Source organism: Kluyvera sichuanensis (assembly GCF_014218705.1).
Lineage (GTDB): Bacteria > Pseudomonadota > Gammaproteobacteria > Enterobacterales > Enterobacteriaceae > Kluyvera > Kluyvera sichuanensis.
Genome location: NZ_JABBJF010000023.1, coordinates 44,170 through 68,340, shown reverse-complemented (window position 1 = coordinate 68,340; position 24,171 = coordinate 44,170). Strand labels below are relative to the sequence as shown.

At 56.2% G+C, this 24,171-nt stretch carries 19 protein-coding genes; 12 read left to right on the top strand and 7 right to left on the bottom strand.

From position 1 onward, the window contains the following. Positions 1-17 precede the first annotated feature (17 nt). The 4 genes from gluQRS to thpR all read right to left on the bottom strand — a co-directional run bounded on the left by gluQRS (position 18) and on the right by thpR (position 2,864). The gene (gene gluQRS, locus HII27_RS19590) at positions 18-914 is read right to left on the bottom strand and encodes a tRNA glutamyl-Q(34) synthetase GluQRS (RefSeq protein WP_185669244.1); all 897 of its coding nucleotides are present in this window, start codon (positions 912-914) and stop codon (positions 18-20) included. Positions 915-983: 69 nt separating this feature from the next. Further along, positions 984-1,439, bottom strand: coding sequence for an RNA polymerase-binding protein DksA (gene dksA / locus HII27_RS19585; protein WP_035891939.1), 456 nt, complete (start codon positions 1,437-1,439; stop codon positions 984-986). 156 nt (positions 1,440-1,595) lie between these two features. After that, entirely contained in the window at positions 1,596-2,318 is a 723-nt protein-coding gene (gene sfsA / locus HII27_RS19580; RefSeq protein ID WP_185669243.1) for a DNA/RNA nuclease SfsA, read from the bottom strand. Positions 2,319-2,330: 12 nt separating this feature from the next. Further along, complete coding sequence (gene thpR, locus HII27_RS19575; RefSeq protein WP_185669242.1) at positions 2,331-2,864, bottom strand: RNA 2',3'-cyclic phosphodiesterase; 534 nt, start codon at positions 2,862-2,864, stop codon at positions 2,331-2,333. A 73-nt stretch (positions 2,865-2,937) separates the two neighbouring features. Here thpR and hrpB point away from each other — a divergent pair, with 73 nt between their 5' ends. The 6 genes from hrpB (at position 2,938) to fhuB (ending at position 14,305) form a co-directional block, all read left to right on the top strand. Continuing rightward, positions 2,938-5,367: an ATP-dependent helicase HrpB gene (hrpB, locus tag HII27_RS19570; protein WP_185669241.1), complete on the top strand. Its 2,430-nt coding sequence runs from the start codon at positions 2,938-2,940 to the stop codon at positions 5,365-5,367. 147 nt (positions 5,368-5,514) lie between these two features. Further along, positions 5,515-8,049, top strand: coding sequence for a bifunctional glycosyl transferase/transpeptidase (gene mrcB, locus HII27_RS19565; protein WP_185669240.1), 2,535 nt, complete (start codon positions 5,515-5,517; stop codon positions 8,047-8,049). Positions 8,050-8,379: 330 nt separating this feature from the next. After that, positions 8,380-10,590: a ferrichrome porin FhuA gene (fhuA, locus tag HII27_RS19560; protein ID WP_185669239.1), complete on the top strand. Its 2,211-nt coding sequence runs from the start codon at positions 8,380-8,382 to the stop codon at positions 10,588-10,590. Between the two features lie 48 nt (positions 10,591-10,638). Next, positions 10,639-11,436: a Fe3+-hydroxamate ABC transporter ATP-binding protein FhuC gene (gene fhuC / locus HII27_RS19555; RefSeq protein WP_185669238.1), complete on the top strand. Its 798-nt coding sequence runs from the start codon at positions 10,639-10,641 to the stop codon at positions 11,434-11,436. Continuing rightward, on the top strand, positions 11,436-12,326 hold the full coding sequence (gene fhuD, locus HII27_RS19550; RefSeq protein ID WP_185669237.1) for a Fe(3+)-hydroxamate ABC transporter substrate-binding protein FhuD: 891 nt from the start codon (positions 11,436-11,438) through the stop codon (positions 12,324-12,326). The genes fhuC and fhuD overlap by 1 nt, the downstream gene beginning before the upstream one ends. Next, the gene (gene fhuB / locus HII27_RS19545; RefSeq protein ID WP_185669236.1) at positions 12,323-14,305 is read left to right on the top strand and encodes a Fe(3+)-hydroxamate ABC transporter permease FhuB; all 1,983 of its coding nucleotides are present in this window, start codon (positions 12,323-12,325) and stop codon (positions 14,303-14,305) included. The genes fhuD and fhuB overlap by 4 nt, the downstream gene beginning before the upstream one ends. A 123-nt stretch (positions 14,306-14,428) precedes the next feature. On the opposite strand, the gene hemL is transcribed toward fhuB, so the two are convergent. Beyond that, positions 14,429-15,709, bottom strand: coding sequence for a glutamate-1-semialdehyde 2,1-aminomutase (gene hemL / locus HII27_RS19540; protein WP_185669235.1), 1,281 nt, complete (start codon positions 15,707-15,709; stop codon positions 14,429-14,431). A gap of 162 nt (positions 15,710-15,871) precedes the next feature. Then, complete coding sequence (locus tag HII27_RS19535) at positions 15,872-16,606, bottom strand: GntR family transcriptional regulator (RefSeq protein WP_106925532.1); 735 nt, start codon at positions 16,604-16,606, stop codon at positions 15,872-15,874. Between the two features lie 463 nt (positions 16,607-17,069). Between HII27_RS19535 and tkt the strand changes: the two genes are divergently transcribed. The 6 genes from tkt (at position 17,070) to erpA (ending at position 23,404) form a co-directional block, all read left to right on the top strand. Continuing rightward, the gene (gene tkt, locus HII27_RS19530) at positions 17,070-19,061 is read left to right on the top strand and encodes a transketolase (protein ID WP_185669234.1); all 1,992 of its coding nucleotides are present in this window, start codon (positions 17,070-17,072) and stop codon (positions 19,059-19,061) included. A gap of 38 nt (positions 19,062-19,099) precedes the next feature. After that, entirely contained in the window at positions 19,100-19,564 is a 465-nt protein-coding gene (locus HII27_RS19525; protein ID WP_185669233.1) for a PTS sugar transporter subunit IIA, read from the top strand. 33 nt (positions 19,565-19,597) lie between these two features. Continuing rightward, positions 19,598-19,870 carry a PTS sugar transporter subunit IIB gene (locus HII27_RS19520; RefSeq protein WP_185669232.1) on the top strand — a complete coding sequence of 91 codons (273 nt, stop codon included), beginning with the start codon at positions 19,598-19,600 and terminating at the stop codon, positions 19,868-19,870. A 40-nt stretch (positions 19,871-19,910) separates the two neighbouring features. Next, positions 19,911-21,278, top strand: coding sequence for a PTS ascorbate transporter subunit IIC (locus tag HII27_RS19515; RefSeq protein ID WP_185669231.1), 1,368 nt, complete (start codon positions 19,911-19,913; stop codon positions 21,276-21,278). 280 nt (positions 21,279-21,558) lie between these two features. Next, positions 21,559-22,977: a H(+)/Cl(-) exchange transporter ClcA gene (gene clcA, locus HII27_RS19510; RefSeq protein ID WP_185669230.1), complete on the top strand. Its 1,419-nt coding sequence runs from the start codon at positions 21,559-21,561 to the stop codon at positions 22,975-22,977. A gap of 82 nt (positions 22,978-23,059) precedes the next feature. Next, positions 23,060-23,404: an iron-sulfur cluster insertion protein ErpA gene (gene erpA, locus HII27_RS19505; protein WP_035891950.1), complete on the top strand. Its 345-nt coding sequence runs from the start codon at positions 23,060-23,062 to the stop codon at positions 23,402-23,404. Positions 23,405-23,540: 136 nt separating this feature from the next. Here the strand turns inward: erpA and HII27_RS19500 are convergent, their stop codons facing one another. Then, positions 23,541-24,164, bottom strand: a complete 624-nt coding sequence (locus HII27_RS19500; RefSeq protein WP_185669229.1) for a TRIC cation channel family protein — start codon at positions 24,162-24,164, stop codon at positions 23,541-23,543. Positions 24,165-24,171: the final 7 nt, after the last annotated feature.

Here is a 24,171-nt window from a genome sequence, read left to right as displayed (position 1 = left end):
TAGCGGCTAATCATAGCTCAGCATAACGCATTTGAGAATGGCGGATTGATCTTCACCATTTCAGGCACTTTGGTCAGAGACCATTTTGCGACGGCATTACGCAGTAATTCTGCCGTGTTCAAATCCTGCCATTGCGCCGGAATATCCTGGCCTAGAAAGCGCAGCGCCTCGATAAGGACGGGACGCGGATCGCCGGTTGGTAGGGCAGGTGCATGATTTTGCTTCGAAAGTTTAGCACCTTCTTCATTCAATGCCAGCGGCAGATGAATATAGTCCGGTGCCTGCCAGCCAAACTGCTGGTAGAGCGAAATCTGTCGCACGGTGGGTTCAATCAAATCCGCGCCACGAACGATTTCGGTGACTCCCTGAAACTGGTCGTCGACCACCACCGCGAGATTATAGGCAAACAAACCATCACGACGATGAATAATGAAATCTTCACGAGCGAGACGTTCGTCGGCCTTGATCGTGCCACGCAACAGGTCGGTGAATTCGGTTACCGGATGCGTCTGACGCAGACGCAGGGCTGCGTTCTCAGGGCCGTGGTTGAGGTCACGGCAGTGACCATCGTAGGTGCCGCCGATGCTCTGGATGCGCGCACGGGTGCAGGTGCAGTAGTAGCATAGGTTCTGGCTTTTCAGCCACGCGAGGGCTTCACGATAGGCATCGTGACGCTGTGATTGCCAGAGAACGTCACCGTCCCAGTGCAGGCCGTAATGTTCCAGCTGATGCAAAATGGTGGTTGCAGCACCGGGAACTTCACGAGGGGGATCGATATCTTCGATGCGAACGCGCCAGATGCCCTGCTGAGCACGAGCTTGTAGATAGCTTCCCAGTGCGGCAATTAGCGAACCAAAATGCAGCTCACCGGAGGGGGAAGGGGCAAAGCGCCCAATGTATGGTTGTGTTGACATATTTATGGCAATAAAAAAACAACAAGGCGGGAGAGATTCCCGCCTTGAAGTGAGAGCGTTAGCGTTCTATCAACCTGCCATCTGCTTTTCGCGGATTTCTGCCAGCGTTTTGCAGTCAATGCACAGGTCGGCCGTTGGACGTGCTTCCAGACGACGGATACCAATTTCCACACCGCAGGATTCGCAGTAGCCGAAATCTTCATCTTCCACTTTCTTCAACGTCTTCTCGATCTTTTTGATCAGCTTACGTTCACGATCGCGGTTACGCAGTTCGAGGCTGAACTCTTCTTCCTGTGCGGCACGGTCTACCGGGTCCGGGAAGTTTGCTGCTTCGTCCTGCATGTGAGTAACGGTGCGATCGACTTCATCCCTAAGTTGATTACGCCATGCTTCAAGAATACGTCGGAAGTGCGCCAGCTGGGCTTCGTTCATATACTCTTCGCCCGGTTTCACCTGGTACGGCTCCACCCCTGCGATGGACAGAATACTCAGGGACGATGTTTTACGGTTTTGCCCTTCTTGCATGTTGCTTCTCCTTAACACGCACTATCGATCCCCGTGTTCGGGGGAAAAATCAGGCCGCTATAAATAACAGATGCTTTTCCACATGGCAATTATCTAAACGTAACACTTGACAATGCTGTGAAGAAAAGCGTATTTGCGCCGCAGCCCGAACACTTTCTATGCAGATACCCCCGGTGATAACGCAATGGGTAACGGCGATATCAGAGTCATATTATCGGCAGAAAGTTCCGCTTTATAAGCCAAAATCTCTACCCCCTTTCTCTTTGCTTCAATGAGTAACTCTGCGTATTTAGCATCAATATGGTGTGCAGGAGAGAAATATTCAATGGCTGAGTGCAAGATAGTAAACAGTAAAACGGCGCGTTCGCCCCTGGCGACAACGCCCATCAGCTCGCGTAAATGCTTCTGTCCGCGCACGGTCACGGCATCCGGAAAGTAACCAAATTCATTTTCCGCAAGTGTGACTGACTTCACTTCAATATAGCAGTTGGGACGATCATCTGCCTGTAACATGATGTCAATTCTGCTGCTTTCTTCACCGTATTTCACTTCGGTTTTCAGGGTGTTGTAGCCGGTGAGTTCGGGAAGACGCTGAGCCAGAATTGCCTCTTTTGCCAGGGTGTTTGCCCGCAGCGTATTGACGCAGATAAATGCCCCTTGCTGGGTTTGAGTTAATTCCCACGTATGTGGATATTTTCGTTTAGTATTTTCTGATGTCGAATACCAAACGGTGTCACCTGGGGTTGCGCAACCGGTCATTGCGCCGGTGTTGGGGCAGTGCAGCGTGAAGGTTTCACCTTCGGGGGTGACAACATCAGCGAGGAAGCGTTTGTAGCGTTGAATCAGCGTGGCGTGCTTGAGCGGTGGCGTAAACTTCATACGTTTTCCTTATTATGATTCGCTGAGCGTCCAGCGCTGTAACGGCGTGTATTTTGTGCGTCCCCTGACAAAGCGTGATTCGTATAGCGCGAACTCGGTCACCGGAAACGTCCAGAGAAAGCCGGGAGCAGGGATAGGCACCGCCTGCGCGGCGTTGCGCAGCAGCGTCAGGTGCGGGTGAAACGGCTGCGGGCTTTGATAACAGCCGCTGCGAGCGGCCTGAGCGCGAAGCATATTGGCGAGCTGTAGTAGCCCGCGCGGCGGCTGACGCGTGCCGAGCCACACCACGCGCGAGCGCAGCCACTGCCCGGCATCATCCAGATTCAGCGTAAAACCGGGCTGGCGAATACGCCCGGCCATGGCGGCCAGCGCCCGCTGTTTCTCCTCACTCACTTCCCCCAAAAACGCCAGCGTAATATGCAGATTGGCGGCGACCACGGGTACGCCAGCGTCGTCGGCAAAATTATCGGCACGCCACTGCACCAGCTGCTTCTGGATGGGCTTTGGGATCTCAACGGCGAAAAACAGCCTTTTTGACTCTGACATGGTGGGGACTCGGTTATGAATTGAGGCGATGCTACAATGTCCGCCGTTTAATGTTAACCCTCTGGAGCCATTCGTGTCCCTGTTGCCGGTCGCAAGCATCCTTCCTGAACTCCTTCATGCCTTACAGCAATCGCCGCAGGTGCTGCTGAACGCGCCAACGGGGGCGGGTAAATCCACCTGGCTGCCGCTGCAAATTTTACGCGAAGGCAGCATCAACGGGCGTATTTTGCTGCTGGAGCCGCGCCGTCTGGCGGCCCGCAACGTGGCGCAGCGCCTGGCGGAACTGCTGGGTGAGAAGCCGGGAGAAACGGTCGGCTACCGCATGCGGGCGGAAACCTGCGTGGGGCCGACTACCCAGTTAGAGGTCGTGACCGAAGGGATCCTGACGCGTATGATCCAGCACGATCCCGAACTGTCGGGCGTGGGGTTAGTGATCCTCGATGAATTCCATGAACGCAGCCTGCAAGCCGATCTCGCGCTGGCGTTGCTGCTGGACGTTCAGCAGGGGCTTCGCGATGACCTCAAGCTGCTGATCATGTCGGCTACCCTTGATAACGACAAGCTGCAGCGTCTGCTCCCGGATGCCCCGGTGATTATTTCCGAAGGGCGTGCGTTTCCGGTGGAGCGTCGCTATCAGTCGCTGCCTGCGCACCAGCGCTTTGATGAGGCGGTGGCTATGGCGACGGCGGAGTTGCTGCGTCATGAAAACGGCTCGCTGCTGCTCTTTTTACCGGGGGTTGGCGAAATTCAGCGGGTGCAGAATCACCTGGCGGAGCGTGTAGCCGACGACGTCCTGCTCTGCCCTCTCTATGGCGCGCTGCCGCTCAGCGAACAGCGTCAGGCCATACTTCCCGCCCCATCAGGCAAGCGGAAGGTCGTGCTGGCAACCAATATTGCCGAAACCAGTCTGACCATCGAAGGTATTCGCCTGGTGGTGGACAGCGCCCAGGAGCGCGTGGCGCGTTTTGACGTACGCAGTGGGCTAACACGGCTGATAACCCAGCGCATAAGCCAGGCCTCGATGACCCAGCGTGCCGGGCGCGCGGGACGTCTGGAGCCCGGCGTGTGTGTGCACCTGCTGGCAAAAGATCAGGCCGAACGTGCGGCAGCGCAGAGTGAAGCGGAAATATTGCAAAGCGATCTCTCATCGCTGCTGCTCGAACTCTTGCAGTGGGGCTGTAACGACCCGTCGCAGCTCAGCTGGCTGGATACACCTCCCGCGGTGAACCTGGCAGCGGCGCGTCGCCTGCTGACGCAGCTTGGCGCGTTGGCCGATGAGCGCTTAACGGCGAAAGGGCTGAAAATGGCGGCGCTGGGGAACGACCCGCGCCTTGCCGCGATGCTGGTGGCGGCGGATAGCGACGCTGAAGTGGCTACGGCGGCGCGGCTGGCGGCTATTCTGGAAGAGCCTCCGCGCGGCGGCAGCGGCGATTTGATGCAGGCCTTTACCCGTTCGCAGGGGCAGTGGCAGCAGCGTAGCCAGCAGCTTTGTAAACGGCTTAATCGCCGTGCAGGGCAGCCTGACAGCGACGCGATTCCCGCGCTGCTGGCGCAGGGCTTCCCCGACCGCATCGCGCGCCGACGCGGACAGGAAGGGCGCTATCAGCTCGCTAACGGCATGGGGGCGATGTTAGACGCCGACGATGCACTGAATCGCCACGAATGGCTGATTGCGCCGCTGCTGTTACAGGGTAATGCCTCGCCGGATGCGCGAATCTTGCAGGCCTGTGCGCTGGATATTGATGCGCTGGTGTCGCGCTGCCCGCAGCTGATTCAACAATCTGACACTATCGAGTGGGATGATAACCAGGGCACGCTGAAAGCGCTGCGCCGAAGCCAGATTGGCCAGTTAACGCTGAGCGTGCGCCCGCTGGCGAAACCATCGGAAGAGGAACTGCACCGGGCGATGCTCACCGGCATTCGCGAGAAAGGGTTAAGCGTGCTCAACTGGACGAACGAAGCGGAACAGCTACGCTTGCGTTTACAGTGCGCTGCACGCTGGCTGCCGGAAGATGCGTGGCCTGCGGTGGATGACGACTCGCTGCTGGCGGCGCTGGAGAGCTGGCTGCTGCCGCACATGAGCGGCGTTCACTCGTTGCGTGGATTGAAATCGCTGGATGTTCATCAGGCGCTGCTGGAATGGTTGCCCTGGTCATTACGACAACGTCTGGTGAGTTTGCTGCCAACTCATTACACTGTGCCCACAGGAAGTCGGATAGCTATTCGCTATCATGATGAAAACCCGCCGGCTTTGGCGGTGCGTATGCAGGAGATGTTTGGCGAAGCCAGCACGCCGACTATCGCCGAAGGGCGAGTCGCGCTGGTGCTCGAACTGCTTTCACCGGCGCAGCGCCCGCTGCAGATCACACGCGATTTAAGCGCGTTCTGGCAGGGGGCGTACCGGGAAGTGCAAAAAGAGATGAAAGGGCGCTATCCGAAGCACGTCTGGCCAGACGATCCGGCAAACACCGCGCCGACGCGGCGGACGAAAAAGTATTCGTGATGGCGCAGTTCCCTGTGTCGTATTCGTTCTGCCGAGCGAATGCGACGCCGGGGAAAAACTGCATAAAATTGAGAGATATCTTCTTCTGCCCCGTGGCAGAAGAATTGAGAATCAGGCCTTTATGCCTGAATGTTGCGGAGAGAAAGCATGGCGGGGAATGACCGCGAGCCGATTGGACGTAAAGGCAAGCCTGCACGTCCGGCAAAGCAAAAGGTAAGTCGTCGACAGCTCAGAGACGATGAGTATGACGACGATTATGATGATGATGGCTACGACGATGAAAAACCGCGCTCGCGTAAAGGCGGCGGAAAAGGGAAAAAACCGCGCGGTAAACACCGCTGGTTCTGGTTCCTGGTAAAACTCGGCATCGTTTTTGCCGTGCTGATGGCCATTTATGGCGTGTACCTGGATCAAAAAATCCGTAGCCGCATCGACGGTAAAGTCTGGCAGCTGCCAGCGGCAGTCTATGGCCGCATGGTGAGCCTTGAGCCGGATATGCCGATCAGCAAAAAAGAGATGGTTCAGCTGCTGACGGCGACCCAGTATCGCCAGGTGTCGGCGATGACGCGGCCCGGCGAATTTACCGTGCAGGCCAACAGTATTGAGATGATCCGTCGCCCGTTCGATTTCCCGGACAGCAAAGAAGGGCAGGTGCGCGCGCGTCTGACCTTTGATGGCGATCACCTGGAAACCATCGAGAACCTGGACAGCAACCGTCAGTTCGGTTTCTTCCGTCTCGACCCGCGCCTTATCACTATGATGTCCTCGCCAAACGGCGAGCAGCGTCTGTTTGTGCCGCGCAGTGGTTTCCCGGATCTGCTGATCGATACGCTTATCGCCACCGAAGACCGTCACTTCTACGAGCATGATGGTATCAGCTTCTACTCGATGGGCCGTGCGGTGCTGGCGAACCTGACCGCAGGGAGAACGGTGCAGGGGGCGAGTACGCTGACCCAGCAGCTGGTGAAGAACCTGTTCCTCTCCAGCGAACGTTCTTACTGGCGTAAGGCGAACGAAGCCTACATGGCGCTGATCATGGACGCCCGCTACAGCAAAGACCGCATTCTTGAGCTGTATATGAACGAGGTCTACCTCGGTCAGAGCGGCGACAATGAAATCCGCGGCTTCCCGCTGGCGAGCCTCTACTACTTCGGTCGTCCGGTAGAAGAGCTGAGCCTTGACCAGCAGGCACTGCTGGTGGGCATGGTGAAAGGGGCCTCGGTCTACAACCCGTGGCGTAACCCAAAACTGGCGCTGGAGCGTCGTAACCTGGTTCTGCGCCTGCTGCAACAGCAGAAGGTTATCGACCAGGAGCTGTACGACATGCTGAGCGCGCGTCCGTTGGGCGTGCAGCCACGCGGCGGGGTGATTTCACCGCAGCCTGCGTTTATGCAGATGGTGCGTCAGGAGCTGCAGGCGAAGCTGGGCGATAAGGTGAAAGATCTCTCCGGCGTGAAGATCTTTACCACCTTCGACTCGGTCGCGCAGGATGCCGCAGAAAAAGCGGCGACCGACGGTATTCCGGTGCTGAAGAAACAGCGTAAGCTGAGCGACCTTGAAACCGCGATGGTGGTGGTCGACCGCTTCAGCGGCGAAGTACGCGCGATGGTTGGCGGTGCTGAACCGCAGTTTGCGGGCTACAACCGTGCCATGCAGGCGCGTCGTTCGATTGGTTCTCTGGCAAAACCGGCGACCTACCTCACGGCCTTAAGCCAGCCGAACCAGTACCGCCTGAATACCTGGATTGCCGATGCGCCAATTGCGTTGCGTCAGCCGAATGGTCAGGTGTGGTCACCGCAGAACGATGATCGTCGCTACAGCGGTCAGGTGATGCTGGTGGACGCGCTGACGCGTTCCATGAACGTGCCGACCGTTAACCTCGGTATGGCGCTGGGTCTGCCAGCGGTCACCGACACCTGGCTGAAACTGGGCGCGCCGAAAGATCAGCTCAACGCCGTGCCGGCGATGCTGCTGGGGGCGCTGAACCTGACGCCGATTGAAGTGGCCCAGGCGTTCCAGACCATCGCCAGCGGCGGTAACCGCGCACCATTGTCGGCGCTGCGTTCGGTGATTGCGGAAGATGGTACCGTGCTGTACCAGAGCTATCCGCAGGCAGAACGTGCCGTTCCGGCACAGGCGGCTTATCTGACGCTGTGGACCATGCAGCAGGTTGTGCAGCGTGGTACTGGCCGTCAGTTGGGCGCGAAATACCCGAACCTGCATCTGGCGGGGAAAACCGGGACCACTAACAACAACGTCGATACCTGGTTTGCCGGGATTGACGGGCGTGAAGTGGTGATCACCTGGGTAGGCCGCGATAATAACCAGCCGACCAAGCTGTACGGCGCCAGCGGTGCGATGTCTATCTACCAGCGTTATCTGGAGACCCAGTCGCCTATCGCGCTGGATCTGACGCCGCCGGAAGATGTGGTGAACATGGGCGTGGACGATGGCGGTAACTTCGTCTGTGGCGGCGGTGGTACCCGTATGCTGCCGGTCTGGACTACCGACCCGGATTCACTCTGCCAGCAAAGCCAGCAGGCTATCGAGCAGCAGCAGTCAGCGAACCCGTTTGACTCATCTTCTTCACAGCCTCAGCAGCAACAGCAGCAGCCGGCGCAGGAGAAGAAAGACAGCGACGGCGTGGCTGGCTGGATTAAGGATATGTTCGGCGGGAATTAATAGCGCCCTGACGGGATCGGTGCTAACCCCGGCGTCACTTCGTTCGGCCGGGCTACAACATAGGCTGTAGCCCGGACGAGGCGTTCACGCCGACTCCGGGATGGCTCGATACCGTATTAATACTAAGCCTCTGCGTCGTGCAGAGGCTTTTTTTATCCCTAAGTTTTTTCTTTTCCTTAACGCCGCTTTTTCATCTGTTTAATTCTTAACCCCTTAATTCTGGTAGGGACTTATATCGCTTGCTATGCGTCCAATGCATGACCTATTATTCCCATCGTTATAATAATAATTCTCGTTTACGTTATCATTCACTTCATCAGAGATATACCAATGGCGCGTCTAAAAACTGCTCAGCCAACCCACTCGCTGCGTAAACTCGCAGTTGTAGTAGCCACGGCGGTTAGCGGCATGTCTGTATATGCACAGGCAGCAGAACAACCTAAAGAAGAAACCATCACCGTCACCGCAGCTCCGGCGGCTCAGGAAAGTGCCTGGGGTCCGGCGGCGACGATTGCGGCAAAACACTCCGCAACGACAACCAAGACTGATACTCCGATTGAGAAGACTCCGCAGTCTGTTTCGGTGATTACCCGTCAGGAGATGGATATCCATCAGCCGACGACCGTTAAAGAAGCAATGGCGTACACGCCAAGTGTCTTCTCTACTCGCGGAAGTTCTTCGACTTATGATGTGGTTTCTATCCGTGGTTTTACGTCGCCAACAACGGTTAACACCAACCAGTATCTGGATGGTATGAAGCTTCAGGGAAATAACTACTCTGAAGTCTCTATGGACCCTTATTTCCTGGAACGCGTAGAAGTGATGCGCGGGCCAACTTCCGTGCTGTACGGCAACAGCAACCCTGGCGGTATCGTCAGCATGGTCAGCAAACGCCCGACCACTGAACCGCTGCGTGAAATTCAATTCAAAATGGGCACAGATAACCTCTGGCAGACCGGTTTTGACTTTAGTGATGCGATTGATGACGCAGGCGTGTGGTCTTATCGCCTGACCGGTTTAGGCCGCAGCCAGGACACACAGCAGGATATGGCCAAAGCGAGTCGTTATGCTATCGCTCCATCCTTCAGTTGGCGTCCGGATGATAAAACGGACTTCACCTTCCTGAGCAACTTCCAGAGCGATCCGGATGCGGGTTACTACGGCTGGCTGCCGCGTGAAGGTACGTTGGTTCCGTACGTTGATGCCAACGGCAATTCTCACAAGTTGCCGACTGACTTCAACGAAGGCGAACAGGACAACAAAATGCAGCGCCGCCAGCAGATGGTGGGCTACAGCTTCTCTCACGAATTTAACGACACCTTCACCGTGCGCCAGAACCTGCGCTACGACCAGGTGAAAACCCTGTACCGTTCGGTATATGGTTTTGGTTACATAGATCCGGGTCAGATCCAGCGTAAGTATGTGCGTTCAGATGAGAACCTCAATGCCTTCACGGTTGATACGCAACTGCAGTCCGATTTTGCTACGGGCGATGTTGAGCATACTCTGCTGACAGGCGTTGACTATTCACGCATGCGTAATGATGTGAACGCAGTGTATGGCGATGCCAACGCGCTGGATATGAATAATCCGCAGTATGGCAACCCTGGTGTCAAGATCACCTCTCACTATGTCGTGCTTAACCGTATGGAACAGACTGGCCTGTATGCACAGGATCAGATGGAGTGGGATAAATGGGTGCTGACGCTGGGTGGTCGTTATGACTACGCGATGGCTTCAACCTTAACTCGTTCCGACAACTCTCTGGCTCAGAACCATGACCAGCAGTTCACCTGGCGTGGTGGTCTTAACTATCTGTTTGATAATGGTATTTCACCATATTTCAGTTATAGCGAATCTTTCGAGCCAACGTCGGGAACGACCAAAGAAGGCAAGCCGTTCGACCCATCTCGCGGTAAGCAGTATGAAGCCGGTGTGAAGTACGTACCAAAAGATATGCCGGTAGTACTGACGGGGGCGGTGTATCAACTGACCAAAGACAAGAACCTGACTTCCGATCCGAACGATACCACCGGTTGGTATAGCGTTCAGACCGGGGAGATTCGTTCTCGCGGTATTGAGCTGGAAGCAAAAGCAGCGGTTAATGAAAACATTAACGTGACGGCAGCTTATAGCTACACGGATGCGGAATACACTGAGGATACGACCTTCAAAGGTAAGCGTCCTGCAGAAGTACCGCGTAACCAGGCTTCTCTGTGGACGGATTATACCTTCTACGACACGGCGCTGAGTGGTCTAACCTTCGGTGCAGGCGTTCGTTATACGGGCTCTACCGTTAGCTACTACAAAAGCGATACCACGACTGGCAAGAAAAACGAGCAGTTTAGCGTAGGCGGCTATACCGTTGCCGATGCGATGGTGAAATACGATCTGGCGCGCGTAGGCCTGCCGGGTTCATCCATTGCTGTTAACGTCAATAACCTGTTCAACCGTGAATACGTCTCCAGCTGCTACAGCGAATACGCGTGCTACTGGGGCGCTGAGCGCCAGGTTGTTGCTACCGCAACGTTCCGTTTCTAACCACCTCCAGGGCGCGGGTTTTCCGCGCCCTTTAACATGTTGACGGTTATGCAGGACAAGACAACTCATTCTGATACGACCTTTTCTCTGGAACAGGTCGTTTTTCGCGTTCCAGGCCGTACGCTTCTTCATCCTCTCTCCCTAACTTTTCCCGCGGGCAAAGTGACCGGCCTTATCGGCCATAACGGCTCCGGTAAATCCACGCTGCTGAAAATGCTTGGCCGTCATCAGGCTCCGTCGGAAGGTGAGATCCTACTGGACGGTCAGCCGCTGGCGAGCTGGAACAGCAAAGCTTTTGCCCGTAAGGTTGCCTATCTGCCGCAGCAGCTGCCGCCTGCAGAAGGGATGACCGTGCGTGAACTCGTCGCCATTGGTCGCTACCCGTGGCACGGCGCGTTGGGCCGTTTCGGCGTGGCCGATCGTGAAAAGGTCGAGGAAGCGATTTCCCTCGTGGGGCTTAAACCGCTGGCGCATCGCCTGGTCGATAGCCTCTCCGGCGGCGAACGTCAGCGCGCGTGGATTGCCATGCTGGTGGCGCAGGATAGCCGCTGCCTGCTGCTCGACGAGCCAACCTCGGCGCTCGATATTGCCCATCAGGTCGACGTGCTGGCGCTGGTGCACCGCTTAAGCCAGCAGCGTGGCCTGACGGTGGTTGCCGTTCTGCACGATATCAACATGGCGGCGCGCTACTGCGACTATCTGGTGGCGCTTCGCGGCGGCGAAATGATTGCCCAGGGCTCGCCGGACGAACTGATGCGCAGCGACACGCTGGAGCAGATTTACGGCATCCCAATGGGTATTCTTCCGCATCCAGCCGGTGCCGCACCGGTAAGTTTTGTCTATTGATGACTGATTCGAATTTGATAAACCGCCGCCGTTTTCTGGCGGCGATGGCGCTCTCGCCGCTGCTCTGGCAGATGCAAAAAGCCCAGGCCGCGCCGGTGAACGCTGAACGTATCGTGGCGCTGGAGTGGCTGCCCGTCGAACTAATGCTGGCGCTGGGCGTCACCCCTTACGGCGTGGCGGATATCCCCAACTATCGCATGTGGGTCAACGAACCGGTGCTGCCGGACTCGGTGATTGACGTGGGGCTGCGTACTGAGCCCAATCTTGAACTGCTGACCCAGATGAAGCCCTCGATGCTGGTCTGGTCTGCGGGCTATGGCCCTTCACCAAAGATCCTCGCGCGTATTGCGCCGGGGCGCAGCTTTGCCTTCAGCGATGGTAAACAGCCGCTGGAGCAAGCGCGGCGCTCGCTGCTGGAGATGGCGGAACTGCTCAATAAGCAGGACGTCGCTCATCGCCATCTGGCGAAATTTGATGCCTACATCGACAGCCTCAAGCCACGCTTTGTCTCGCGTGGCGAACGCCCGGTGCTGATCATGTCGCTGCTCGACCCTCGCCATATGCTGGTGTTTGGCCCGAACTGCCTCTTCCAGGAGATCCTCGATCGTCTGGGCGTGAAGAACGCCTGGCAGGGGGAGACAAACTTCTGGGGGAGCACGGTGGTCGGTATCGACCGCCTGGCGGCCTACAAAGACGTCGATGTGCTCTGCTTTGACCACGGTAATGCCGCTGATATGCGCCAACTGGCCGCCACGCCGTTATGGCAGGCGATGCCGTTTGTCCGCGCGAACCGGGTGCAGAACGTTCCGGCGGTCTGGTTCTACGGCGCGACGCTGTCGGCGATGAACTTCGCTCGCATTCTTGATAACGCACTGGGAGGCAAAGCGTGAAAACGACCCGCTCTCCTTTTGCCACGCTGTTACTGCTGGCGCTGTTTATTGTCGGGCTGGCGCTGACCTGGTTTAACTTCAACATTGCGCTGCCTCACACGCTCTGGTTCCAGGCAATACGCCAGCCGGATATTAACGCCATCGATCAGATGCTGTTCCACTACAGCCTGCTGCCTCGCCTGACTATCTCACTGCTGGTCGGCGCCGGACTGGGGCTGGTGGGCGTGCTGTTCCAGCAGGTGCTGCGTAACCCATTGGCTGAGCCAACCACGCTTGGCGTGGCGACCGGCGCGCAGTTGGGGATGACCATTACCGCACTGTGGGCCATTCCAGGCGTGCTGGCCTCGCAGTTTGCTGCGCTGGCGGGGGCCTGCATCGTCGGTGCGCTGGTCTTCGGCGTGGCGTGGGGTAAACGCCTCTCGCCGGTGACGCTGATTCTGGCCGGGCTGGTGGTGAGTCTGTACTGCGGCGCGATTAACCAGTTGATGGTGATTTTCCATCACGACCAGCTGCAAAGTATGTTCCTGTGGAGCACCGGGACGCTGACCCAGACCGACTGGAGCATCGTGCAACGTCTGTGGCCGCAGTTGCTCGGCGGCGTGATGCTCACGCTGCTGCTGCTGCGCCCGTTAACGCTGATGGGGCTGGATGACGGCGTGGCCCGCAACCTGGGTCTGGCGCTATCGCTGGCGCGTCTGGGCGCGTTAACGCTGGCTATCGTTATCAGTGCCTTCCTCGTCAACGCGGTGGGGATTATCGGCTTTATCGGCCTGTTTGCCCCGCTGCTGGCGAAGATGCTGGGTGCACGACGTTTGCTCTCCCGCCTGATGCTGGCCCCGCTGATTGGCGCGCTGATTCTGTGGCTCTCCGATCAGATAATCCTCTGGCTTACCCGGGTGTGGATGGAAGTCTCCACCGGCTCCGTGACCGCACTGATTGGTGCACCGCTGCTGCTTTGGCTGCTGCCGCGCCTGCGCAGCATGAGCGCACCGTCGATGAACGCTAACGACAGTGTGGCGAATGAACGTCAGCACGTGCAGTGGTTTGCGCTGGGCGGACTGGTGATTCTGTTAGCGGCAATGTTTGCTGCGCTGTCGCTGGGCCGCGATGCGCACAGCTGGCACTGGGCGAGCGGTACCCTGCTCGACGAACTGATTCAGTGGCGCTGGCCGCGTATCGCCTCGGCGCTGATTGCCGGGGTGATGCTGGCGGTGGCGGGCTGTATTATTCAGCGCTTAACCGGCAACCCGATGGCGAGCCCGGAAGTGCTGGGGATCAGCTCCGGCGCGGCGTTTGGCGTGGTACTGATGCTGTTTGTGGTGCCGGGCAACGCGTTTGTCTGGCTGCTGCCGGCGGGCAGCCTGGGCGCGGCGGTCACGCTGCTGGTTATCCTGATTGCCGCCGGGCGCGGCGGATTTTCGCCGCATCGTATGCTGTTGGCGGGGATGGCGCTGAGTACCGCGTTCACCATGCTGCTGATGATGCTGCAGGCGAGCGGTGACCCGCGCATGGCGCAGATCCTGACGTGGATTGCCGGTTCAACCTATAACGCGACCGGCAAGCAGGTGGCGCAGTCGGCTACTGCCATGGTGATTTTCCTGTTGCTGGTGCCGCTTTGCCGCCGCTGGTTAACCATCCTGCCGCTGGGTGGCGAAACGGCGCGCTCTATCGGTATGGCGCTATCACCGGCGCGTATCAGCCTGCTGCTGCTGGCGGCGTGCTTAACGGCGGCGGCGACGCTGACCATCGGGCCGCTAAGCTTTGTCGGGCTGATGGCGCCGCATATTGCGCGCATGATGGGCTTCCGCCGGACGATGCCGCATATCGTGATGTCGGCACTGATAGGTGGGCTGATACTGGTGTTTGCTGACTGGTGTGGGCGCATGCTGATGTTCCCGTATCAGGTGCCAGCAGGGCTGCTGTCGACCTTTATCGGTGCGCCGTATTTTATCTATTTGTTGAGAAAGCAAAGCCGTTAGGTTTCCCGGCGTCGCTGCGCTCGACCGGGCTACAAAAATGGCCATGCCTATTTGCATGGCCATTTTTTATTGCTCGCAGTATGTAGCCCGGCCAAGCGCAGCGCCGCCGGGGATACGCCAGACTTACAGCTGCGCAAACACCCGACGCGCCGCATCAACGGTGTTGTTGATATCGTCTTCGCTGTGGGCGATAGACATAAAGCCTGCTTCAAACGCCGACGGCGCCAGATACACGCCTTCATCCAGCATCAGATGGAAGAAACGTTTAAAGCGCTCAACGTCGCACTTCAGCACGTCCTGATAGCAGGTTACTTCTTTGGCATCGGTGAAGAAGATCCCGAACATGCCGCCCACGTTGTTCACCACCAGTGGAATACCGGTTTCCTGCGCGGCATCCAGCAGACCTTGCGCCAGTTGGTTGGTCAGGTCGGTCAGGGTTTCGTGAACGCCAGGCTGTGCCACTTCGGTCAGACAGGCGAAGCCCGCTGCCATGGCAATTGGGTTACCGGAGAGGGTACCCGCCTGATACACCGGGCCGGTTGGCGCCAGCGCATCCATCACGTCGCGACGACCGCCGAAGGCGCCTACCGGCATACCGCCGCCGATGATTTTGCCAAGGCAGGTCAGATCCGGCACCACGTCGTAGTAGGACTGCGCCCCAGCCAGCGCCACGCGGAAGCCGGTCATCACTTCATCGATAATCAACAGCGCGCCGAACTCGTCACACAGCGCGCGCAGGCCCGGCAGGAAATCAGCCTGCGGTGGAATGCAGTTCATGTTGCCGGCAACCGGTTCAACGATGATGCAGGCAATATCCTGCGGGAACTGCTCGAACGCCGCGCGTACGGACGCGAGATCGTTATAGGTGCAGGTGAGGGTGTGCTTAGCGAAATCGGCCGGTACACCCGGTGAGTTTGGCTGGCCGAGGGTCAGCGCGCCGGAGCCTGCTTTAACCAGCAGGCAGTCGGCGTGGCCGTGGTAGCAGCCTTCGAATTTGATGATTTTGTCACGGCCAGTAAAGCCGCGCGCCAGGCGAATGGCGCTCATGGTTGCTTCGGTACCGGAGTTCACCATACGCACCATGTCCATGGTTGGCACCAGTTCAGTAACCAGCTTAGCCATAGTGACTTCCATCTCGGTCGGCGCACCGAAGCTCAGACCACGCTCGGCCGCTTCAATCACCGCATTACGAATAGCAGGGTGGTTATGGCCCAGTACCATCGGCCCCCAGGAACCGACATAGTCGATATAGGCTTTGCCATCCACGTCGTACAGATACGCGCCGTCCGCACGCTCGATAAACAGCGGCGTACCGCCCACGCCGGTGAAGGCACGTACCGGCGAGTTCACCCCGCCTGGGATAAGTTCACGCGCAGCGCTATACAGGTTTTCAGATTTGCTCATTGCCAGGATCCTGGTTCGTGGAAAATGTTTTGCCCGCTATTCTAAATTATTCCATAGAGGTTATGAAATTTTTGACCATTGTGGCGTGAATGTTGGGCAACAGAAATGATAGTGGCTGCCTTGTTATCAGCAGCGGCGAGGTCTGGCTGAAAATGACCCGCCTTATGAGCGGGTTGAGTTTTGTCTCAGGGGGAAAATACGCGTGTTGATGATGGCGATATTGACTTCGCAGGGGGTGCCGTCATCGAGATAAACGGTTTCATCAAGTTCGAGAACGGAGTCGTTCTCTTTAAGATTCAATAAATTAAGGATATCTTCGTCAACCAGGTTGATCGCGGTTAAATTCTGATCGCGGCGCTGGACCTTTTTACCGGTGATGCTTTCGATATAGCTATATTTTGATATTTCGAGCTGGCTTAATTCCATGCTGGTAAACATATTGACCGGCAGATGGATATGCTCAAGGGCGACGGGAATATCGTCAAAACACATCAGTCGTAAAATTTTATAGATCTGATCGCTATTTTTTATCCGTAATGACTGAGCGATTTCCGGCGATGGCACTTTCATAATGCTGAATTTAATGACTTTTCTGACGCCTTTATGACCACTCTTCTGCGCCTGGAAATCAAAAGGTGACAGGGCGTGGAATCTGCCGGAATGGTTGCTTTTGCCGATGGCGCCAACGAACAAACCGGAGCCTTTCACGCGGTAAATTCGCTGTTGCTCGATCAACAGGCGCGTGGCCTCGCGCACCGTGGCTCGCGTGATGCCGATATTTTTGGCAATAGCAATCTCTGTGTCCAGTTTATCCCCTGGCAAAAGACCATCGGTCTTTATCTTCCTGAGAATGTAATCGACCACCTCTTTTTGCTTCTCTGTAATGCCATCAACCATCGACTTTCTTCCTAACCAATGTGGGCGATAACGCCGCTGGATCCTGTTTACATGTATGCCTGACTTTGTTTTCTGTCGACCAGACCGTTAACGTCATATTGTGAGCAAGTTAACGAATTTGAGTGAACAAACGCCGCATCGCGATAAAATGCATTTTTGCATATTGTATCTGGACACGTCTATGTGCATCATCAAGATGACTAGACAAGTGAAACATGTATAGACGTATATTGAAAGGCGTAAGGATGCAGTAATATCGTAAGAATATAAAGTAATTCATTGTATTTTAATGTTTATTTTATTGCTGGTTGCCGAAAGAGAATTCAAGCCGCGTTGAACCGTATGGCGGCGTGATACAACGATAAAAACTAAGGTTTCTTTCGACATGTCTATTCATGCTGGCGTGGGGAAAACCCCGCAAACGTTATTGTTGAACGTAAAATCCAGGTAAAAAGAGAGACGTATGAGCAACAGAAAATTAGCGAATGCCATTCGAATTCTGAGCGTCGACGCGATTCAGAAAGCCAACTCCGGCCATCCGGGCGCACCGATGGGTATGGCTGATATTGCCGAGGTTGTCTGGCGTCATCACCTTCGCCATAACCCTAAAAATCCGCAGTGGTTTAACCGCGATCGCTATGTGCAGTCGAATGGTCATGGCTCGATGCTGCTTTATTCTCTGTTGCACCTCACGGGTTATGACCTGAGCATGAATGACATCCGTGAATTCCGTCAGCTTCACTCGCGTACGCCTGGTCACCCGGAGTATGGCTATACGCCGGGCGTTGAGACCACCACCGGCCCGTTGGGGCAAGGGGTAGCGAACGCCGTCGGCATGGCCATTGCCGAAAAAGCGCTGGCCGCTGAATTCAATAAACCTGGGTTTGATGTCGTCGATCACCACACCTGGCTTTTCCTGGGCGATGGCTGCCTGATGGAAGGCATCTCCCATGAAGCATGCAGCCTGGCCGGAACTTTAGGGTTGGGGAACCTGATTGCCGTCTGGGACGATAATGGCATCTCTATCGATGGGCACGTTGAAGGCTGGTTTGCTGAAGATACCGCCGCCCGCTTCCGCGCCTATGGCTGGCACGTGATTGAAGGTATTGATGGTCACGACCCGCAGGCGATTGACGCTGCCGTTCGCGAAGCCAAACTGGTCAGCGATAAACCGAGCCTGCTGTGTTGTAAAACCATTATCGGTTTCGGCTCGCCGAATAAAGCGGACAGCCATGAATGCCACGGCTCTGCGCTGGGGGCCGATGAAGTTGCCCTGGTACGTGAACGCCTTGAATGGCCGTATCCGCCGTTTGAAATTCCTGCCGATATCTATGCCGCCTGGGATGCGACCGAAAAAGGGGCGCAGGACGAGCAGGCATGGGAGGCACTGTTTGCCGACTATGCGCTGCAATGGCCTGAACTGGCCGCCGAGTTTGTACGCCGTATGAAGGGCGAACTGCCTGCGCAGTGGGCAGGGAATATCCAGCACTATATTGATGATTTGCAGGCCAACCCGGCATCGCTGGCCACGCGTCAGGTGAGCCAGAACTGCTTAAATTTTTTCGCCGATATGATGCCTGAGTTGATGGGTGGGTCTGCGGATCTTTCGCCGTCTAACCTGACCAGGCATCAGAAGTCCGTCGATTTTACCGCCGAGCACGGGGCGGGGAACTACCTTTCTTATGGCGTTCGTGAATTTGGCATGTCCGCCATCATGAATGGTCTGGCGCTGCACGGCGGGTTTATCCCTTACGGCGGCACCTTCCTGATGTTTATGGAATATGCCCGCAATGCGCTGCGCATGGCGGCGCTGATGAAAATTCGCGCCATCTTTGTCTATACCCACGACACCATTGGTTTGGGCGAAGATGGCCCGACGCACCAGCCGGTTGAGCAACTGGCCTCGCTGCGCCTGACGCCGAATATGGAAACCTGGCGCGGATGCGATCAGGTGGAAGTGGCGGTCTCCTGGCAGCAGGCAATTGAACGTCAGGACGGGCCTTCGGCCTTAGTGCTGACCCGCCAGCCGCTTGAACAGCAGGCTCGCAGCGCGGAACAGCTTAACAATATTGCGCGTGGCGGTTATGTGCTGGTCGACTGCGACGGTGAACCTGAGCTGATCCTGATATCCGCAGGTTCTGAGGTGGCGCTGGCGGTTGCCGCCGCCCGTACGCTGCAACAGGAAGGCCACCAGATTCGCGTCGTTTCCATGCCGTGCACCGAGCGCTTTGATAAGCAGGATGAGGCTTACAAAGAGTTCGTATTGCCGAAGAGTGTGCGTAACCGTCTGGCGATAGAAGCCAGTATTGAAGGGTTCTGGCAGCGCTATACCGGGCTGGATGGGAAGGTTATCGGCATGGACTCCTTTGGGGAATCTGCGCCAGCGAGCGTCCTGTTTAAATACTTTGGCTTTACGAAAGAGAATGTGACGGAAACGGCCCGTCGCATGCTGTAGTCACCCATTTTTATCATTAAGAACGATAGGTAATCTCCATGCCAACATTATCCAACTGGCTGAATAAAAACAAAGTTCAGTATGTTCAATCGGTAAGTGACTGGAAAGAGGCGATTCAGATTGCAGGCCGCCCGCTGCTGGATGAAGGAGCGATTTCACCGGCCTATATCGATTCGATTATCAAACAGAAAGAAGAGATCGGTCCCTATTTCGTGATTGCTCCGCGCATCGCGATGCCGCATACGCGACCCGAGCAGGGCGCAATGGCGCTGGGGCTCTCTATCGTCAAACTGGGCCAGGCGGTTGAGTTCAATTCAGAAGAGAACGATCCGGTGGACGCGATTTTTATGTTCTCCGCCCCGGACAGCAATAGCCACATTGAAATGATTTCGCAGCTCGCTGAAGTGCTGTCAGATGATGAGGTGATGCAGCAGATTTTTGATACGCAAAGTACTGAAGAATTGCAGGCGATTTTACTCGGTGAAACGTCGGCGTCTTGTTAATGACACCCCAATCGTAAAAATATGAGGTCTACTATGAAAATTATGGCGGTATGTGGTTCAGGTCTGGGTAGCAGCTTTATGATGGAAATGAACATCAAAAAGGTGCTCAAAAAAATTAATATCACCGCGGACGTTGAACACTCTGACTTGGGTTCCGTCACGCCCGATGTGGCCGATGTTTTCGTGATGGCGAAAGATATCGCCTTCAGCGCTAACTTACCGGCAGATAAAGTTATTGTGATTAATAACATTATCGACCTGAACGAAGTTGAACAAAAAATAAAAGACTACTTTGACCAGCAATAATTAAGTCGGGCAAGAAAAATACCCTGCGACAGAGGTTAATATGTTTGTTCAAAACGTTTTACAGCTTATTGTTGATATCCTGAAGGTGCCATCAATCCTTGTCGGACTGGTGGCGCTATTCGGCCTGGTGGCACAAAAAAAATCCTTCCCTGACGTCATTAAAGGGACCGTTAAAACGATACTGGGCTTCCTGGTGTTATCCGGAGGGGCTTTAGTTCTGGTCGGCTCGCTATCGCCGTTAGGTGATATCTTCAAGCAGGCCTTTGATGTGCAGGGTATTATTCCGAACAATGAGGCGATGGTCTCTATTGCGCTGGAAAAATATGGCGCACCAACCACGCTTATCATGGCGTTCGGTATGGTCGCGAATATCGTGGTGGCGAGATTCACTCGTTTAAAATATATCTACCTGTCCGGGCATGTGACCTTCTACATGGCCTGTATGGTGGCCATTATTCTGTCGGTAGCCGGCTTCGAAGGCGTTCAGCTTATTTATACCGGTTCACTGGCGCTCGGCATGTTAATGGGCTTCTTCCCAGCCATTGCACAACCTTATATGCGTAAAATTATCGGTAATGACCAGGTAGCTCTGGCGCATACCGGTACGGTTGGCTACGTGCTTTCTGGGTGGATCGGTTCTGTCGTCGGTAAAGGTTCTAAATCTACCGAAGAGATGAACATGCCGAAGAACCTGAGCTTCCTGCGCGATAGCACGATCTCTATCTCTCTGACAATGATGATCATTTATCTGGTCCTGTCGATTTCCGCAGGTAAAGAGTACGTCGAGAGTCACTTTAGCCACGGTCAGAACTACCTGGTCTACTCCTTTATCCAGGCCATCACCTTTGCGGCTGGGGTATTTATTATCCTGCAGGGTGTGCGTTTAATTCTGGCGGAGATCGTTCCGGCATTTACCGGTTTCTCCGAGCGCCTGGTGCCTAACGCACGTCCAGCGCTGGACTGCCCAATCGTCTTCCCGTATGCGCCGAACGCGGTGTTAGTCGGCTTTATCTCAAGCTTTGTCGGTGGTCTGGTGGGTCTGTTCATCCTTGGGCAGCTCAAGTGGGTACTGATTCTGCCGGGCGTCGTACCTCACTTCTTCTGTGGGGCAACGGCAGGGGTATTCGGTAATGCGACCGGCGGTAAACGCGGTGCGATTCTCGGTGCCTTCGCTCACGGTATTCTGATTACCTTCTTACCGGTGGCGCTGATTCCGGTACTGGGTGCGCTGGGCTTAACCAACACCACCTTCTCCGATACCGACTTCGGCGTAGTGGGGATTATTCTTGGCAACATGGCGCGCTTTATGACGCCGGGCACCATCACCATGACGATTACCGGTATTTTCGCTCTGCTGGTGGCTTACAACCTGTTGGCGAAAAAGAAGCCTGAGCCAGTAGAAGAGTAAGGTATTACACAACCTAAAAACATGCCTCCGCCTGGAGGCATGTTGACGATAGCCCTTTCTTATCAGGCGCAGAGATCCCAACACCAGGGACGTCAACCGGTCAGGTCCGTTCAAACGATCTTCTGCGCCACTTTCTCTCTATTCATACTAACCTGTGATGAACTACGTCTTTACCCTGCTGTAACAAAGCATTCGCCGCGCAATTTTTTCGCGACGTCGCGCATATGACTGGGTAAAATGCCTTCCCTTCGTATTTGTATTACCAATTAGTGATGACGGTATGAGAGCAGAAATACCCCCTTTAGAGGCACAGCGGATGGTGCGTTTACGCCGCCGCGACGTAGTGCGTAAATTATTGAATCGCGATAAAACCCCGCTGATGGTGCTGCTGATGTCCGCCATCGTTGGCTCGCTTGTGGGGCTGGTCGGCGTAGCGTTTGAGCATGCGGTGAACTGGGTGCTGAACCTGCGTATTGGCACGCTGGCGCAGGTTGCTGACCGCTGGTATCTGGTCTGGCCGCTGGCGTTTGTGCTGTCGGCGCTGCTGGCGATGTTTGGCTACTGGCTGATGCGGCGCTTTGCGCCGGAAGCGGGCGGTTCGGGGATCCCGGAGATTGAAGGTGCGCTGGAAGACCTGCGCCCGGTCCGCTGGTGGCGCGTGCTGCCGGTGAAATTCTTCGGTGGGATGGGCACGCTGGGTTCGGGCATGGTGCTTGGTCGTGAAGGGCCGACGGTGCAAATCGGCGGCAATATCGGCCGTATGGTCGGCGATATTTTCCGTCAGCGTGACGAAGAGTCGCGGCACACGCTGCTGGCAACCGGCGCGGCGGCGGGTCTGTCGGCGGCGTTTAATGCGCCGCTGGCGGGCATCCTGTTTATCATCGAAGAGATGCGTCCGCAGTTCCGCTACAGCCTGATCTCGATTAAAGCGGTATTCACCGGCGTTATCATGTCGAGCATCATGTTCCGCATCTTCAACGGCGAAACGCCGGTGATTGAAGTGGGTAAGCTGACCAACGCGCCGGTCAACACGCTGTGGCTGTATCTGGTGCTGGGTGTGATTTTCGGCTGTGTTGGTCCGCTGTTTAATACTCTGGTGCTGAAAACCCAGGATATGTTTTTCCGTATCCACGGCGGTAACACGACAAAATGGGTGCTGATTGGCGGCCTGATTGGCGGCGGCTGCGGCGTGCTGGGGCTGTTTCAATCAGCAGCGGCGGGCGGCGGGTTTAACCTGATCCCGATTGCGGCGGCGGGGAACTTTACCGTCGGTTCGCTGCTGTTCCTGTTTGTCGCCCGCGTTATCACCACGCTGCTGTGCTTCTCCTCCGGCGCACCGGGCGGGATTTTTGCGCCAATGCTGGCGCTGGGCACGCTGCTGGGAACGGCCTTCGGTATGGCGGCGATGCATCTGTTCCCGGCCTACAATCTGGAGGCGGGGACCTTCGCGATTGCCGGAATGGGCGCGCTGCTGGCGGCTTCTGTCCGCGCTCCGCTCACCGGCATTGTGCTGGTGCTGGAGATGACCGACAATTATCAGCTCATTTTGCCAATGATTATTACCGGTCTCGGTGCCACGCTATTGGCGCAGTTCCTCGGCGGGCAGCCGCTCTACGCCACGATTCTGGCGCGAACCCTGGCGAAACAGGAGGCCGAGCAAGAGGCTAAGGCCAGGCAGTCGGCCCCGGAGAATACTTGAACGATTTACCAGGGTATTAGATAATGACCAAAAGAGTCGGGTTATTATTTGCCCAGACCCGCTGTATTAATGGGAGCAAAAAATGAGTGATGACGTAGTGCTGCCGCTGGAGTTTACCGACGCCGCAGCCAAAAAAGTAAAAGTCCTGATTGCGGATGAAGAGAATCCAAACCTGAAGCTGCGCGTGTATATCACAGGCGGCGGCTGCAGCGGCTTCCAGTATGGCTTTACCTTTGATGACCAGATCAACGAAGGCGACATGACCATCGAAAAACAGGGCGTAGGCCTGGTGGTTGATCCGATGAGCCTGCAGTATCTGGTCGGCGGTTCGGTGGACTATACCGAAGGTCTGGAAGGTTCGCGCTTTATCGTGACCAACCCGAACGCAACCAGCACCTGCGGCTGCGGTTCTTCCTTCAGCATCTAAGCTTGCTGACCAGATAGATAAAAAAACCACCGAAAGGTGGTTTTTTTGTGTGCATCTTTTGTAGCCCGGACGAGGTGCGCTAGCGCCGACTCCGGGGCATCCCCGGCGGCGCTGCGCTTGGCCGGGCTACGCAGGTTTAACGACCGTTATCATCCAGCGCAAAAGTCGGCAGCTTCAGATGCCAGCGAATCGCCGCCAGGCGAATAGCTAGCGTCACCACCATCCCCATCATACTGGCGTTCTCCAGCGGTATCTGGAAGGTGTAATAGGCCGTCGCGTGCACAATCCCGCCGATAATACAGGCCGTGGCGTAGATTTCGGTTCGCAGGATCATCGGCACTTCGCGCGCCAGTACGTCGCGAATTATCCCGCCGCCGACGCCGGTAACGACACCCATACAGACGGCAACCAGCGGCCCGGAGTGGGCGATAAACGCCTTGTTCACGCCAATCCCCACGAACACCGCCAGCCCCACGGCATCCAGCACCGGCAGCACCCATTTTGGCAAGCGTCGTGGTTGACGAACCAGCACGATAGTCAGCATTGAGGTGACCATCGCTACGACCAGGTCAGTAGGGTCTTTCACCCAGAAGACCGGGCCGTTGGCGAGCGCCATATCACGAATGGTTCCGCCACCCACGGCGGTCACCACGCCAAGTACCAGAACGCCAAAGGGGTCCATACGCAGTTTCCCTGCCAGCAAGACGCCGGAGACAGCGAAGACGATGGTGCCAACAATATCCAGCCAGTAGACAAGCATGACCTAT

Bases quoted from the DNA above. Each gene is read 5' to 3' on its own strand.
- fhuA (WP_185669239.1), top strand. From the start codon at position 8,380: ATGGCGCGTCTAAAAACTGCTCAGCCAACCCACTCGCTGCGTAAACTC.
- HII27_RS19520 (WP_185669232.1), top strand. From the start codon at position 19,598: ATGAAAATTATGGCGGTATGTGGTTCAGGTCTGGGTAGCAGCTTTATG.
- HII27_RS19525 (WP_185669233.1), top strand. From the start codon at position 19,100: ATGCCAACATTATCCAACTGGCTGAATAAAAACAAAGTTCAGTATGTT.
- fhuD (WP_185669237.1), top strand. From the start codon at position 11,436: ATGACTGATTCGAATTTGATAAACCGCCGCCGTTTTCTGGCGGCGATG.
- tkt (WP_185669234.1), top strand. From the start codon at position 17,070: ATGAGCAACAGAAAATTAGCGAATGCCATTCGAATTCTGAGCGTCGAC.
- HII27_RS19500 (WP_185669229.1), bottom strand. From the start codon at position 24,164: ATGCTTGTCTACTGGCTGGATATTGTTGGCACCATCGTCTTCGCTGTC.
- sfsA (WP_185669243.1), bottom strand. From the start codon at position 2,318: ATGAAGTTTACGCCACCGCTCAAGCACGCCACGCTGATTCAACGCTAC.
- gluQRS (WP_185669244.1), bottom strand. From the start codon at position 914: ATGTCAACACAACCATACATTGGGCGCTTTGCCCCTTCCCCCTCCGGT.
- hemL (WP_185669235.1), bottom strand. From the start codon at position 15,709: ATGAGCAAATCTGAAAACCTGTATAGCGCTGCGCGTGAACTTATCCCA.
- fhuC (WP_185669238.1), top strand. From the start codon at position 10,639: ATGCAGGACAAGACAACTCATTCTGATACGACCTTTTCTCTGGAACAG.
- HII27_RS19515 (WP_185669231.1), top strand. From the start codon at position 19,911: ATGTTTGTTCAAAACGTTTTACAGCTTATTGTTGATATCCTGAAGGTG.
- mrcB (WP_185669240.1), top strand. From the start codon at position 5,515: ATGGCGGGGAATGACCGCGAGCCGATTGGACGTAAAGGCAAGCCTGCA.
- erpA (WP_035891950.1), top strand. From the start codon at position 23,060: ATGAGTGATGACGTAGTGCTGCCGCTGGAGTTTACCGACGCCGCAGCC.
- clcA (WP_185669230.1), top strand. From the start codon at position 21,559: ATGAGAGCAGAAATACCCCCTTTAGAGGCACAGCGGATGGTGCGTTTA.
- thpR (WP_185669242.1), bottom strand. From the start codon at position 2,864: ATGTCAGAGTCAAAAAGGCTGTTTTTCGCCGTTGAGATCCCAAAGCCC.
- dksA (WP_035891939.1), bottom strand. From the start codon at position 1,439: ATGCAAGAAGGGCAAAACCGTAAAACATCGTCCCTGAGTATTCTGTCC.
- HII27_RS19535 (WP_106925532.1), bottom strand. From the start codon at position 16,606: ATGGTTGATGGCATTACAGAGAAGCAAAAAGAGGTGGTCGATTACATT.